Raw genomic sequence first — 13,753 nt, 5'->3', positions numbered from 1 at the left:
TCCGACACTCCGTCAGGAGGTCGGACCACCGAAGATGTCGATGCGGTTGCCCTCAGCCAGCGTCACGATGGCGCGCTTGGTGTCCTTGCGCTTGCCAAAGCCCGTCTTGGAGCGCTTGCGCTTCCCCTGACGGTTGAGCGTGTTGACGGACTCGACCTTGACCGAGAAGACCGCCTCGACGGCCTGCTTGATCTGGGTCTTGTTGGCACCGGGCGACACGACGAACGTGTACTTGTTCTCGTCGAGGAGCGAGTAGCTCTTCTCCGAGATGACCGGCTTCACCAAGATGTCACGGGGGTCCGTGAACGTCTTGCTCGTGATCTCTGCAGCCATCAGGCGGCGCTCCCTTCGAGCTCGCCCTCAGCAGCCACAGCCTTGGCGGACGCGGCGGGACCCGCCACGAAACGCTCGAAGGCGGCCTGGGTGAAGACCACGTCGTCGGAGACGAGCACGTCGTAGGTGTTCAGCTGACCGGCGTCCAGGATGTGGACGTTCGGCAGGTTGCGGGCGCTCTTCAGACCCAGCTCGTCGGCACGCTCGACGACGAGGAGGATGTTCTTGCGCTCGGTGATCTTGCCGAACAGGCCCTTCGCGGCCTTGGTCGACGGCGCCTCGGCCGCGATCACGTCGGTGATGACGTGGATGCGGTTGTGACGGGCCCGGTCGGTGAGCGCGCCACGCAGAGCGGCGACGATCATCTTCTTCGGGGTCCGCTGCGAGTAGTCACGCGGCTTCGGGCCGTGGACGACGCCACCGCCGACGAACTGCGGCGCGCGGGTCGAGCCCTGACGGGCGCGGCCGGTGCCCTTCTGGCGGTACGGCTTGCGGCCGCCGCCTCGGACCTCGCCACGACGCTTCGTCGAGTGGGTGCCCTGACGGGCGGCAGCGTTCTGCGCCACGACGACCTGGTGCATCAGCGGAATGCTGACCTTGGCGTCGAAGATCTCAGCGGGCAGCTCAAGGCTGCCGACCGTGTCGCCCGAGGGCGACAGGATGTCAATCGTGCTCATATCCTCACAGCCCCTTCGCCGCGGTGCGGACGAGGACGAGGCCGCCGTTCGGGCCCGGGATCGCTCCCTTGATGAGGAGCAGCCCCTTCTCCGCGTCAACGGCGTGGATGGTCAGGTTCTGGGTGGTCACGCGCTCGTGGCCCATCCGGCCGGCCATCTTCATGCCCTTGAACACGCGACCCGGGGTGGCGCAGCCACCGATCGAGCCGGGCGAACGGTGCTTGCGCTGCACGCCGTGACCGGCGCCGAGGCCCTTGAAGTTGTGACGCTTCATGACACCGGCGAAGCCCTTGCCCTTGGAGGTGCCGGTCACATCGACCTTGACACCCGCCTCGAACAGCTCAGCGGTGATCTCCTGGCCCAGCGTGTACTCGGACGCGTCCGAGGTACGCAGCTCGACCAGGTGGCGGCGCGGGGTGACACCGGCCTTGGCGAAGTGACCCGCGAGGGGCTTCGTCACCTTGCGGGGGTCGATCTCGCCGAAGCCGATCTGGACGGCGTCGTAGCCGGCCGTGGAATCAGCGGTGTGGACCTGGGTCACGACATTCGGCCCGGCCTTGACGACGGTCACCGGAACGATCCGGTTGTTCTCGTCCCAGACCTGGGTCATGCCGAGCTTCTCGCCCAGGATGCCCTTAATCTGCTTTGCCATCTTCGTCGCGCCTCTCAGAGCTTGATCTCGATGTCGACGCCGGCCGGAAGGTCGAGGCGCATCAGCGAGTCAACGGTCTTCGGGGTCGGGTCGAGGATGTCGATCAGACGCTTGTGGGTGCGCATCTCGAAGTGCTCGCGCGAGTCCTTGTACTTGTGCGGCGAGCGGATGACGCAGTAAACGTTCTTCTCAGTGGGCAGCGGCACCGGGCCCGCGACCTGCGCACCAGTGCGAATGACGGTCTCGACGATCTTCTTCGCCGAGGAGTCAATCACCTCGTGGTCGTAGGCCTTGAGCCGGATGCGGATCTTCTGTCCCGCCATGGCTACTAGTAGTCCTTTTGTCCGTGTCGCCTCTACAGCCGGCTTCATCCACCTGCGGATTGGATCCGGTGGCGCCTCCGGGTGGTTACCTTCCGACCCCCGCGCTCGGGCGTGTCGCCCTCTCGCTTACAAAAAACCAAAAGGGCCGACCCTCTTCCGAGGGGGCCTTCTCAAGGTCTTGCGGGATCGGCGGGCCTTGCACCCACCAGGCGCCGGATCGAGGCCCTGCCCACGCTTCCCGGAAGATTCCCGTACGTCCGCCCCGCAGCTGCCGCGGTGTCGCTTACACACCACTACGTCCACACACAGCACGTGGACATATGAACGGCCATCACGGGAACGACGAGTACTTGGGACTCGCTTCCAGTCCTCCCGGCGGGAGGCGCGCAGCATCGGCACTCAACCGAGCAACTAGGACATCTTGCCACACGGGAGGGCCGCTGCGCCAATCGGGGCTGTCAGAGGCTACCCGGCCGGAGTGCCGCCAAACACCGACGGCACCCGTCCGGACGAGCGACGGGCGACGGCCTCCGGGCTGAGGATTCGGGCCTCGCCACGGCGCGGACGCTCAGGAGGATCCGCCCAGGTAGGTGGAGTCCAGGTAGACCGTCTCCACAGGATCGCGGGGGTCGACCAGCACCGCGAAGGTGCTCTGGTTGGCGGTGGCGAAGCCGGTGAAGAGCTCGTACTTCGTGGCGCCGTCGAAGGACCAGCCGTACTTTGCGGCATCCGCGTCCGAGACCAGCCGCGCGGCCTTCGGATCCGCTCCGGGCGACCAGTGCGCCGGCTTCCCGGGGTCGGCCGAGTGGTCCCGGAGGTACTGGTCGACGCACGCCTTCGGGGCCCGGAAGCTCAGGCTGAGCTTCTGGTAGGGCTCCTTCGAGCTGCCGGAGTACCCGACGCCCTGCACCTCGCAGGGGGGCAGCTGGAGGCCGAAGGTCTTCAGGACGCCCTCCAGCGTCTGCCCCGCGGGGCTGCCCGGGTAGGCACGCGGGTCCTTCTTCTCCGAGGAGCAGCCGCTCAGCACGAGCGCCGAGAGTGCGAACACGGCCACGGCCACGCCCGTCCGGCGTCGCCGCCAAGGCATGTGGGGCTGTGTCGTGGACCGTGTCCGCACTGGTTCTCTCCTCGTCGCCTGCGCCGCCACTTGGTAGCGACACGAACGAACATGCTAGCCGTTGGTGCTGTCGAGGTGGCCGGTCGTACTCCCCTGGACGGTGAAGTCACGGGCGTACCCCTGGCTCGGCGCCATGGCGAGCAGCTTCACGTTGATCGGGACGCCCCAGACGTCGATCGGGGGCTTGCTCATGTCGAAGTTGTATTCCTTCTTGAGGTCGAACCGGTAGTCGCCGGACAGCTTGACCTTCCCCGGGCCCACCACGGTGGCCGTGATGTCGCCCCCGCTGAGCCGGTACTCGATGGAGTGCAGGGCGAAGATGGCGTCCTTGGATCCCGGGTACGCGTACGTGAAGCCGACCCAGTTGGTGTCGAGGTTCACCTTGCACGTGGTGCCCACCGAACCGGTGCACTTCGTGGCCGCGTCCGTCGCGTAGCCGATCGCCTTCAGTGCCAGCCGGTCCTGCAGGCTCGGGTTGTTGTACAGGTCCCGCATCTGGTCCGCGTTGAAGTCGAACGGCTTGCCCGACTTCCCCTCCCAGTACTTGAACAACTGGCAGGAGATGGGGCCGGAGTGACAGGCGAACAGCTCCGAGCCGCCCACGAACTGCAGGATCGGGTCCTGGCTCTGCCCCTGGCCGAGACCCTTGAAGAAGCGGTCCCAGAAGTCCGGCTCGTGGAACGGCGGGTGCTCCTTCGTGTCGTCCTCGTCGCTGGTGTAGGGGTGCCCGTTGGGGTCGGTGAGCGAGATGCTGCCCGGGGGCGGCGGCGTGCTGCCCGTGGCGGCGGCGGCCGCCGCCGCCCGGGCGCGCTCCTCCGCGGCGGTCTTGTCGGCGGCGATCTTCATGGCGTCGGTGCCCGCCTGGGCCGCGCCCTCCGCGTCCTGGCCGGCGGCCCGCGCCGAGTCCTCCGCGCCGGCCGCCGAGGCGTACGCCGAACTCGCGTACGACGCGGCCTTGGTGGCGGAGTACGAGGCCCAGGCGGCGGACTTGCCCGCCGCCGCCGCATCGGCCCGGGCCGCGGCGGCCGCGCCCTGGGCCGTCCTGGCGGATCCGGCCGCCTGCTGGGCCGACTGGTCGGCCTGGGCCGAGGCCTTCTTGGCCTGGTCCGCGAAACCCGCGGCGTCGTCGGCGGCCTGCCGGGCCTTGCCGGCGTAGTTGGCGGCGTCCGAGGAGGCGCCTCGGGCGTCCGCGGCGGCCTGGGCCGCCTGGGCCGCGTTCTGCCGGGCCGTGGCGGCACTGCCCGAGGCGTCGGCGACGATCCGCTGGACACCGGCCGCGAAGATGGCGCTGTCGTAGTCGGCCTTGGCGGCCTTGTACTGCGCCACCGTGACGAAGTTGTGCAGCTGGGTGGGCGGTCCGGCGAGGGCGATCTGGGCCGAGGCCTTCACCTGCGCGGTGCCGCTGTTCAGCAGGCTGAGGGCGATCACCCGCTCGTCCTCGCTGCGGGCCGTGTACTGGCCGGAGTCCAGGAACTGGTGGAACGCGGCGGCGGTGCCGGTGGTGAGCACGGTGTTGCCGGCCGTCTTCACCGCCTTGCCGCCCTGGTCGATGATCTTCAAGATCTGGACCCGGTAGTCGTCGGCCTGCGCCGTGTCCTGCCCCTGGGCGAGGAAGGCCTGGATGTCCTGTGCGGAGCCGTTCAGCGCCGTGTTGGCGGCCTGGCGCAACTGCGGCTTGTCCGACTCGGCCAGGTGCGCCACCCGGGACAGGTTGTCCTGGTCCACGGCGATCTGCCGGCCGGCCCGCAGCCAGGCGCGGACATCCGCGTCCGTGCCCGAGAGCGCGCCCTGCGCGGCCTGCCGCGTCCAGGAGCCGCCGACCCGGTAGAGGTTCAGCGCCGCCTGCCGGCCCGTCGACGCCGCGACGGCGGGGTCGGTGCCGGGCTTGACCGCGTCGGCCAGCAGCTTCTGGGTGTCGGCGTCCACCCGGGCGGCCTCGGCCCGGGCCGTGCTGTCCTGGACCTGCTGCGCGTCGTACTGCTGCTTGAACTCCTCCGCCTGCTGCAGTGCCTTGGCGGTGTCGTTCTTCAACTGCGCGGCCTCGGCGTCGGCGGCGGTCTGCTGGATCCGGCCGGCCGCGTCGGCCGCCGTGGTGGCCGAATCGGCGGCCTGGAGGGCCGCGTTGGCGTGCGCGGTCGCCGCGTTGGCGTCGTTGGCGGCCTGCCCGGCGTGGGCGGCGGCCTCGTCGGCGGCCTGGGCGGCCGCGTTCGCGTGGGCGGCGGCGTCCGAGGCGGCCTGACGGGCCTGCTGGGCCGCGTCGGCGGCCTGGCCGGCCAGCCTGACCGCGGTGTCGGCCGCGTCGGTCGCGGTGTCGGCGGCGCGACGAGCGCGAGCGGCCGCGGCCTTGGCCCGGTCGGCCTGGGCACCGGCGGCCTGCGAGTAGCCGCCGGCCTGGGCTGCGGACTCGGCGGCGGCAGCGGCGTTCCGGCCCGCGTCGGCGGCCGACTTGGCCGCCGTGGCGGCCTCCTTCACGGCATTGACGGCCTGGTCGATGGCATCCGCCGCGCGCTGGGCGTTGGCCGCCGCGTCGCGGGCGTCCTGCGCCGCCTGGCGTGCGGCCGCGGCCTGGCCCGCGTCCGTGGCGGCGGCGTTCGCGGACCGGTAGGCGCGCGATGCCGCCTGGCCCGCCGCGGCGGCGGCGGAGGCGGCGGCCGAGGCCGCGTTCGCGGCCACCCGGGCCGCCGAGTTGGCCGCGTCGGCGGCGTCGATCGCGGTCTTGGCGGCCTCGGCCGCCTGGTCGGCGGCGTCCGCCGCGCGACCGGCCGCGTCGGCGGCCCGGACCGAGGAGTCCTTCGCCGCGGCCGTCTCGTCGGCGGCACGTTTGGCCGCGTCCTTGGCGGCCTGGGCGGCGGCGACCGCACGGGCCGACGCCTCCTTGGCGGCCTCCGTCTCGGCGAGGGCCTGCCGGCCGGACGCCGCCGCCTGGTCGGCGAGCTGGGTGATGCTCATCCGCTCCTGGTCCCGCGCCCGGGCGAGGTACTGCCCGTTCCGCAGGTACTCGCGGACGTCGTCGGCGGTCCCGTTGAGGGCGTCCTGGCCGCCCTTGCGCACCTGCGGGCCACCGGTCGCGACGAGCTTGAGAACGGCGACCCGGTCGTCCTCCTCCTGCGCCTTGACCCGGCCGTCCAGCAGGAACGCCTGCAGGACATCGGCCGATCCGTCGTTCATGGCCTTCTGCCCGGCGCTGCGGACTCCGCCCGCGCCGAGATTCACCACCATCAGCACGGCGGCGCGCAGGTCGTCCTGCCACGGCGCCTGCCAGCCCGACGCCCGGAAGGTGTGCAGGGCGGCGGGGTCGGGGCTGTCGAGCGCGGTCTGGGTGGCCGAACGAACCCCCTTGCCGCTCGTGCCGAGCTGGGTCAGCGCCCAGGCCCGGTCGTCCTCCGCGACCACGGGCGGCTGCCCGGTGGTCAGGAAGGCGTGCACCTGGTCGTCCGAGCCGAGCAGTGCCTGCTCCGCCGCGGCCTTCGTCGAGCGGCCACCGTCGAGCCAGGCGGCGAACACCTTGGCGCGCTCACCGGCCGGCGCCGTCGCAGCGCCCGCGTCGGCCTTCACCGTGACCGCCGACGCCGGGCTCAGCATCCCCATGAGCAGTGCAACGGTCGTGAACCCGAAGACTGTTGAGCGCAGCGGCAGAATGCCGCCCGGCGCTGGTTCGCAGCCTGATTTCCGCTGTTTCCCCATATCCCCTCAAAGCATCACCAGGCCGCTCGGCGACCCGACTCCCCAACGACCGAAGGCCGCCCCGTAACCAGTTGTACGACTGGCAAATATACGGATCAGATCGGGTACGGTGCACCACCGAAAACGGTGCATACGAGGACATAGCCACCATAAAACGGCAAAGATAAACCCATGATTGGTTAATGATCATCACATCCAAGGTGATATCAATATGGGCGGCGTCAACGAACTTTCACAGCGAACAACAAAGGGGGCGGGGACCCGATGAGGGCTTCATCTCGACTGCTGGCCACGGGAATCGTGGCTGGAATCACTCTGCTGGCAGGCGCGTCCGGGGTCTTCGCGGCCGACGGCGGTACCGCTGCGGACACGCCGCCGGCGGCCGTGGAGGACTTCCAGTACCCGGGAGCCGACCAGGTCCTCAAGGACCACGGCATCGTGCTCAAGCAGGGTGACGGCCACATCATGCTGGCCGACTGCGCCTCCGAGCCGGGGCTGCTGGAGGTCTGGGCCCGTGGCATGGACAAGTTCTGCCTCAAGGTCACCGGCAACGGCGGCTACCTGACGATGGACGTGCCCAAGGTCTACGGCATCAAGGGCAACAGCTACACCGTCCGCGCCAACATGACGGTCGACAACACCGACGCGTCGTTCGACATCACCAAGGACACCTGGACCCCCGTCGGTGAGACGGCCGACTCGAAGGCCCGCGACCACAACCTCGTCCAGCTCACCGCCACCAAGTAGCGGCGTGGCCGCGGCGCCGTACGCACACCGGCGCGCGGCCCCCTTCTGCCTTCTCCCAGGCCTCGGTTAGGAACTGACACATGTTCGGCAATGCTCCGCGCACCGCGTGGAAGACGGGAATTCTCGCGACGGCCGTGACGGCGGGCGTCCTCACCGCCGGCGCCGGCACACCCGCCACCGCCCTCGGCGGCGACCCGGCACCGGCCGGAAGCTACGCGTTCACCGCGAAGCTCGACATCGGCGGCCAGCGCAGCTGCTCCGGCGCCCTGGTCGACCCGTACTGGGTGATCACCGCCGCGAGCTGCTTCGCCGCCGACCCCGCCAAGCCGCTGGCCCTCGCGGCGGGCGCACCGGCGCTGAAGACCACCGCCACCATCGGCCGCACCGACCTCACCGGCACCGCGGGGCACGTCGTCGGCATCGCGGAGCTCGTCCCGCGTGCCGACCGGGACCTGGTCATGGCCCGCCTGGCCACGCCGGTCACCGACGTCACCCCGCTCGCGCTCACCGGCACCGCCCCCGCCCAGGACGACGCGCTGCTCGTCGCCGGCTACGGCCGCACCAGGACGGAGTGGGTCCCCAGCCTGCTCCACACCGCGACGTTCGCCGTCCAGAAGGTCACCGCCACCGGGATCGCCATCGCCGCGAAGGCCCCCGCCGACGCGACGGTCTGCAAGGGCGACACCGGCGGCCCGGCCGTCCGCCAGGTAGCCGGCCGGCCGGCCCTCGCCGGGGTCAACAGCCTCTCCTGGCAGAACGGTTGCCTCGGCTCCACGGAGACCCGCAGCGGCGCCGTGGAGACCCGCACCGACGACATCACCGACTGGATCCAGCAGACCCGCGCCCTCGCGACGAACTGGAAGGCCGAGGTCGTCGTCAAGAGCGACAACAGCCTGTACCAGGCGATCCGTCTCGCCGACGGCAGCTGGACCTCGTTCGGCAACGTCGAGACGAGCGCCGGCGGCATCGGCGGCGTGCGCAACGCCGCGGTGGCCGGGATGAACGGTGACACCCACGTGGTCGCGCTCGGCGGCGACGGCCGGCTGCACCACACGATCCGCCGCGCGAACGGCAGCTGGCTCGGCTTCGGGGACCTCAACACCGCGGCCGGCGAGCTCTCCAACATCACCCAGGTGTCCGCCGTTTCGAGCGGCTGGGAGCTCCAGGTCGTCGTCGTGGCGAACGGCCACCTGTACCACACCGTCCGGCAGGCCAACGGCGTCTGGACCAAGTTCGGCGACGTCACCGCCGCCGCCGGCCCGATCGGGGCCGTCAGCTCCGTCGCGACGGCCAGCACGGCCGGCCAGCTCCAGGTCATCGCAGTCTCCAACGGCAAGGCGTACCACACCGTCCGTGACACCGCGGGCTCCTGGTCCGGGTGGGGTGACGTCGCGGCGGCCGCGGGCAGCACCGGTCCGATCAGCTCCGTGGCCATGGCCGGCGTCGGGCCCGACGTCCAGATCGTGGTCGCCACGGACAACGGCACCCACCAGTACCACTCGATCCGCTACGCCGACCGCACCTGGGCCTCCTTCGGCAACCTGGGCGGGTACCTCGGCGGGATCACCGCCAGGACCGTCAGCGCGGCCGGGGTCGACGGAGAGCTCCAGCTCGCCGTGACGACCTCCGACAACCGGGTCCTGCACATCATCCGTCACGCCGACCGCACCTGGACCGCCACCACCCCGGTGGACCTTCGCGGCGTCAGCGGCACCCCGAACGGCGCCGCCATCACCGGCACCTACTGACCGGGTGCACCGGCCTGCCGACAGGCAGCCCGGTGCCCGGACGAACGGCGACAGCCGGAGCCCCGTCGGGGCTCCGGCTGTTCGCGTTCCGGGGGCGGCGGCGCTGCGTCAGCCGTCCGCGCGGCGGAGGGCGAGAAGGATGTTGTTGCGCTTCGGCGGGACGCGGGTCTCGCAGACCACCGAGAAGTCGGGCAGCGCACGGCTCACGATGGCGTGGAGCTGCTCGCGGTCGGCGAAGTCGACGTTCTTGTCGCCCGAGACGTAGCGGTCCGAGGTGTACGCCATCAGGTGGGCGAGGTCCTGGCGGCGCTCCCACTCCTTGACGATCAGGGTGCCGCCCGGCGCGAGCATCGCCTCGGCGTCGTGCAGCAGGGCGTCCCGGTGCGCGGGCGGAACGTGGTGGAGGACGTCCACGACCAGCACGAGGTCGAAGAGGGCGGGACCTTCGGCACGCAGGTCATGGGAGTAGACGGAGCGGAACTCGGCGCGGGCGCGGTCCCCGCGGAAGAGCCGGCCCGGCTCGGCCATGACGTCGATCCCGACGTACTCGGCGTCCGGGAGCGCGCCGACCAGGCGCTCGGCGACCGCGCCGTCGCCGCAGCCGATCTCCAGGATGCGCTTGGGCCGGCTCAGGCTCAGAAGCGTGGTGGCCATGTCGTCGAGGTCGATGAACACCGAGCGGTAGAGCTCGGCTGCCGGTACCTCGTACTTGCCGAGACGACGGCGGACAGCGGTGGTGAATCCCATGCGATCTCTCCGAGACGTACAGCGTGCTCCTGACCGAGGAAGTCTCGCAGTCGGCGCACGGGTGCCCTGCGGCGGGGTGGTGCGGCCGTAGGCCGGCACATGCTACTGCGGAACGTTATCCCATCGACACAGAACACGGTGCCCGCGCGGCCCGGACTGCGCCCGGAGCCGGCGGACAGCTCCCTACGAGGACGGGACGGAGGCCGTCCGCTGCGCGGCCGGGTCGTCGGCCCGCCCGGCGGCCGAGCGGGCGCGCCGGGTGAGGGCCCACAGCATGACGAGCGCGGTGGTCGCGGTACCGGCCGTGAAGGAGATCGTCACCCGGGTCGCGATGCCTCCCGGCAGGAAGGTCACCCCGGCCAGCACCGCGGTGCCGAGCAGCCAGCTGGCGAGCTGTGCGCGATGGCGGTGCTGCACGATCAGCGCCTGTCCGAGCACCTGGGCCAGCAGGTAGCAGAGCGTGCCGAGCGAGAGCCAGAAGAAGTCCAGGCGGGTCAGGACGTCGGGTGCGGCGAACAGGACGTGGATCAGCCACGGCCCCACGAACACGGCCGGGACGCCGCCGCAGCACGAGAGCAGGGTCACCACCAGGCAGGCCTTGCGGAGCATCCGCAGGAAGCCGCCCTGGTCACCGGCGGCCACCGCGCTGGCGAGCCCCGAGAGCAGCGACGCCTGCAGGGCGGCGAAGACGAAGAGCGGCACCCGGGCGAGCACGAGCGCGTTGAGCAGCGCGGCCACCAGGGCGACCTGGTCGGGTGCGAGCAGCTGGGTGCTCATCACCACGGCGTTGACCATCATCTGCGCCAGCAGGGTGGAGCCGATCAGCGGGCCGAACCCGCGGAGCAGGTCGGGCCAGCTGATCGGCGGCCCGGGCAGCGAGGCGCGCAGGGCGGTGGGGAGGGTGACGGCGAAGGCGGCCATCGGTGCGACGGTGAGGATCAGGCTGAAGGCGAGCGCCGAGTGCAGTCCCGCGACGGCGCAGCCGAGCGCGAGGATCATCCGCAGCCCGCCGTCGACGGCCAGCTGGGCCCCGTAGGCGTTGAAGCGGCCCAGCCCCGCCAGCACGCCCCGGGTCAGGTAGGTGAGTGCCATCCCGACGAAAGCACCGCCGAGGGACAGCACCAGCTGGAGGTCTCCGTGGAAGAAGCCGTCCGCCACCGGCCGCGCGAGGGCCGCCAGCAGACCCAGCACCACCGCCAGGAATCCGCACGTCAGCAGGGCGGCGCGGCGGAGCACCGGGGCGACGCCGGTGCCGTGGACGGCCCGTGCCGCGATGATCCGGGTGAGTTCCTGCTCCAGCGGGAAGAACAGCCCCGTCCCCACCGACATCACTGCCGTCCACAGGACGGAGAGCCCCGCCATGTCCTTGGTCGAGAGACTGTGCCCGGCCACCGCGAGGTGGACGTACGAGGCGGCACCGAGCACCACCGTTCCGGCCGCGACGACTTTGATGCCGGGTGGCAGGGCACTGCCGACCTTGGTTATGCGGTTCATGGCAGGTCTCTCGGACGGTTCGGGGGTGCGGGTCAGCGGGTGGCGTGCCGGAGCATCGCGGAGAGGCCGGGGCGGCCCGCGTGGCGTACGGCGCCGGGGAGCAGGGTGAGGGCGTGCAGCCGGGAGGAGAGGTGGAGCCGGGCGACTCCGGCGGCCTGCGGCCAGCCGAGCGCCTCCAGGCGGTCGGCGGTCTCCAGGAAGAAGCGCTTGGCCTCGTCGAAGCGGTCACCGGTGAAGGCCTTGGCCGAGGACTCGCTTGCGGCGTGCCTACGGTAGCTGAAGCAGACCTCCGGGGTGACGGCCAGCGACTCCCCCGCGACGAGCAGGTCGACGACCAGGGCGAGGTCCTGGATCACGCCGAGGTCGGCGCGGAAGCCGAAGCGCCGGACGGCCTCGGTGCGCCAGCAGATCGACGGGAAGTAGAGCCAGTTGCCGCGCAGCAGGCTGGCGGCGAGCTGTTCGCCGCCGAGCAGCGCCCGGCCGGGGCCCTTCGGCGCGTACAGCTTGCGCTTGGTCCGGTCGGCCAGGGTGTCGTACGGGCGCCCGTCGCTGCCGATCACCTCGACGCCGGGCTGGATCATCGCCGCCCCGGGCTCGCGGTCGGCGGCGGCCCGGACGGCGGTGAGGTAGCCCGGGTGCATCAGGTCGTCGCAGCCCATCAGCACCACGTACTCGTACTCGGCGAGTTCGACGCAGCGGTTGAAGTTGCCGGTCACGCCGAGGTTCCGGTCGTTGCGGTAGTACCGGACCCGGGGGTCGTCGAGCCCGGCGAACCACTCGGGCACGCCGGGCTCGCGGCCGTCGTCCACGACCGTCAGCCGCCAGTCCCCGCCGTCCTGGGCGAGGACGCTGCGGACGGCGTCCTGCATCAGCCGGACGTCGCCGTAGTACGGCAGCATGATCTCGAAGCGGGACACCGGGGTCTCCTAGGCCTCGGCCGGGTACTCGGCCGGGTGCGGCTGGCGCACCGGCCGCTCGGCGAAAGCGGCGTAGTAGGGGGAGCCGGGAGCCAGCTCCCGCAGCTCACGGGGGATCCGGCGGATCACCGCCAGCAGCAGCACCAGACCGGCCCGGACGAGGTAGATGGTGGCCTTGACCGGTGAGGCGCTCGGCCGGCCGGTGGTGCGGGCCCGCATCGCGACCGGGACCTGGCGGACGGTGAAGCCGCAGCGGGCCGCACCGACCAGGCTCTCCACGGTGTCGCCGAGGTACTCGACCGGGTACCAGCGGGCGAAGAACTCGATCAGGGGCCGGTTGCAGGCGCGGAAGCCCGAGGTGGTGTCGGTGAGCCGGGTGCCGGTGATCCGGGAGAGCACGAAGGAGAGCAGGCCCATCGCCCAGCGGCGCGGGCCGCGCACCCGGTAGTCGCCCTCGCCGTCGAAGCGGGCGCCGATCACCAGGTCGGTGTCGGTGAGCCGGGCCAGCAGCGCCGGGACGTACGCGGGGTCGTGCTGGCCGTCCGCGTCGACCTGGATGGCGACGTCGTAGCCGTGCTGCTGCGCGTAGCGGTAGCCGAGCCGCATCGCCCCGCCGACGCCCAGGTTGAACGGCAGCCGGGCGACGGCGGAGCCGGCCGCGGCGGCCACCTCGGCCGTCCGGTCGGTCGAGCCGTCGTCCACCACGAGTGTGTCGACGTAGGGCAGTTGGCGCTTGATCTCACCGAGAACGGCGGGCAGGCCGTCGGCCTCGTTCCAGGCCGGGAGGATGATCAGGACACGTCGGCCGTCGCTCATGAGCCGACCTCTTCCTCGTGGACCGACTGCGGTTGGGGGGCCGGCGGCGAGCCGAGCGGCGTGCCCTGCTGGGCGAGGTGGGCGCGGATCAGCGCCACGTCCTCGGCGAGCGTCCTGGTCTCGGACTCCAGCCGGCTGGCCTCCCAGCTGAGGTGGAGGCTCACCAGCAGCACCAGGACGAAGCCGGCGAAGAGCACCAGGCTGACCCCGGAGGCCACGCCCAGCCTGCGGGCGGTCGAGTCGAGGATGTCCGGGAAGAAGCCCAGCGGCGCGATCACCACCCCTATGCTCAGCCAGATCGCCGCGTACTTCTCGCGGAGCTGCTGCCTGCGCAGCAGCTCCAGGATGTAGCCGAGCACCACGATTCCGGTGATCGACGTCAGAACGGAGAGTTGCACTGCCGGTGGCGCCTTCCGTGCGCGGGACGGCCCTGGTGGGGCCGTGGTGTGCGGGTGGTGCAAGGTGTGACGGATCGTGCAGGTGGTACGGGGTGCCCGT

General features: G+C 71.4%; 13 protein-coding genes. 2 read left to right on the top strand and 11 right to left on the bottom strand.

What is annotated here, in order from left to right; genetic code table 11:
* Positions 1–12: 12 nt before the first annotated feature.
* The 6 genes from rplW to ABD330_RS01140 all read right to left on the bottom strand — a co-directional run bounded on the left by rplW (position 13) and on the right by ABD330_RS01140 (position 6,690).
* Positions 13–333, bottom strand: coding sequence for a 50S ribosomal protein L23 (gene rplW / locus ABD330_RS01165; protein ID WP_425555393.1), 321 nt, complete (start codon positions 331–333; stop codon positions 13–15).
* Positions 333–1,010, bottom strand: a complete 678-nt coding sequence (gene rplD, locus ABD330_RS01160) for a 50S ribosomal protein L4 (RefSeq protein ID WP_344459714.1) — start codon at positions 1,008–1,010, stop codon at positions 333–335. The genes rplW and rplD overlap by 1 nt, the downstream gene beginning before the upstream one ends.
* A 4-nt stretch (positions 1,011–1,014) precedes the next feature.
* Complete coding sequence (gene rplC, locus ABD330_RS01155) at positions 1,015–1,662, bottom strand: 50S ribosomal protein L3 (RefSeq protein WP_344459712.1); 648 nt, start codon at positions 1,660–1,662, stop codon at positions 1,015–1,017.
* A 14-nt stretch (positions 1,663–1,676) separates the two neighbouring features.
* Positions 1,677–1,985 carry a 30S ribosomal protein S10 gene (gene rpsJ, locus ABD330_RS01150; protein WP_012785157.1) on the bottom strand — a complete coding sequence of 103 codons (309 nt, stop codon included), beginning with the start codon at positions 1,983–1,985 and terminating at the stop codon, positions 1,677–1,679.
* 568 nt (positions 1,986–2,553) lie between these two features.
* On the bottom strand, positions 2,554–3,072 hold the full coding sequence (locus ABD330_RS01145; protein WP_344459710.1) for a hypothetical protein: 519 nt from the start codon (positions 3,070–3,072) through the stop codon (positions 2,554–2,556).
* Between the two features lie 84 nt (positions 3,073–3,156).
* Positions 3,157–6,690, bottom strand: coding sequence for an ALF repeat-containing protein (locus ABD330_RS01140; protein ID WP_344459708.1), 3,534 nt, complete (start codon positions 6,688–6,690; stop codon positions 3,157–3,159).
* A 396-nt stretch (positions 6,691–7,086) separates the two neighbouring features.
* On the opposite strand from ABD330_RS01140, the gene ABD330_RS01135 reads away from it, so the two are divergent.
* Both ABD330_RS01135 and ABD330_RS01130 read left to right on the top strand, forming a co-directional pair.
* Positions 7,087–7,533, top strand: a complete 447-nt coding sequence (locus ABD330_RS01135; protein WP_344459706.1) for a hypothetical protein — start codon at positions 7,087–7,089, stop codon at positions 7,531–7,533.
* Between the two features lie 80 nt (positions 7,534–7,613).
* Entirely contained in the window at positions 7,614–9,281 is a 1,668-nt protein-coding gene (locus tag ABD330_RS01130; protein WP_344459704.1) for a trypsin-like serine protease, read from the top strand.
* A 108-nt stretch (positions 9,282–9,389) separates the two neighbouring features.
* Here ABD330_RS01130 and ABD330_RS01125 read toward each other — a convergent pair whose 3' ends face one another.
* The 5 genes from ABD330_RS01125 to ABD330_RS01105 all read right to left on the bottom strand — a co-directional run bounded on the left by ABD330_RS01125 (position 9,390) and on the right by ABD330_RS01105 (position 13,653).
* A complete protein-coding gene (locus ABD330_RS01125) occupies positions 9,390–10,028 on the bottom strand; it encodes a class I SAM-dependent methyltransferase (protein WP_344459702.1) in 639 nt (212 codons plus the stop codon).
* A gap of 183 nt (positions 10,029–10,211) precedes the next feature.
* Entirely contained in the window at positions 10,212–11,522 is a 1,311-nt protein-coding gene (locus ABD330_RS01120) for a lipopolysaccharide biosynthesis protein (protein ID WP_344459700.1), read from the bottom strand.
* A gap of 32 nt (positions 11,523–11,554) precedes the next feature.
* Positions 11,555–12,439, bottom strand: coding sequence for a glycosyltransferase family 2 protein (locus tag ABD330_RS01115; RefSeq protein WP_344459698.1), 885 nt, complete (start codon positions 12,437–12,439; stop codon positions 11,555–11,557).
* Positions 12,440–12,448: 9 nt separating this feature from the next.
* Entirely contained in the window at positions 12,449–13,255 is an 807-nt protein-coding gene (locus tag ABD330_RS01110) for a glycosyltransferase family 2 protein (RefSeq protein ID WP_344459696.1), read from the bottom strand.
* Positions 13,252–13,653: a DUF2304 domain-containing protein gene (locus tag ABD330_RS01105; protein ID WP_344459694.1), complete on the bottom strand. Its 402-nt coding sequence runs from the start codon at positions 13,651–13,653 to the stop codon at positions 13,252–13,254. Before ABD330_RS01105 ends, ABD330_RS01110 begins: the two co-directional genes overlap by 4 nt.
* Positions 13,654–13,753: the final 100 nt, after the last annotated feature.

The organism is Kitasatospora kazusensis (assembly GCF_039529945.1).
Lineage (GTDB): Bacteria > Actinomycetota > Actinomycetes > Streptomycetales > Streptomycetaceae > Kitasatospora > Kitasatospora kazusensis.
This window is presented reverse-complemented; position numbering and strand designations above follow the sequence as displayed.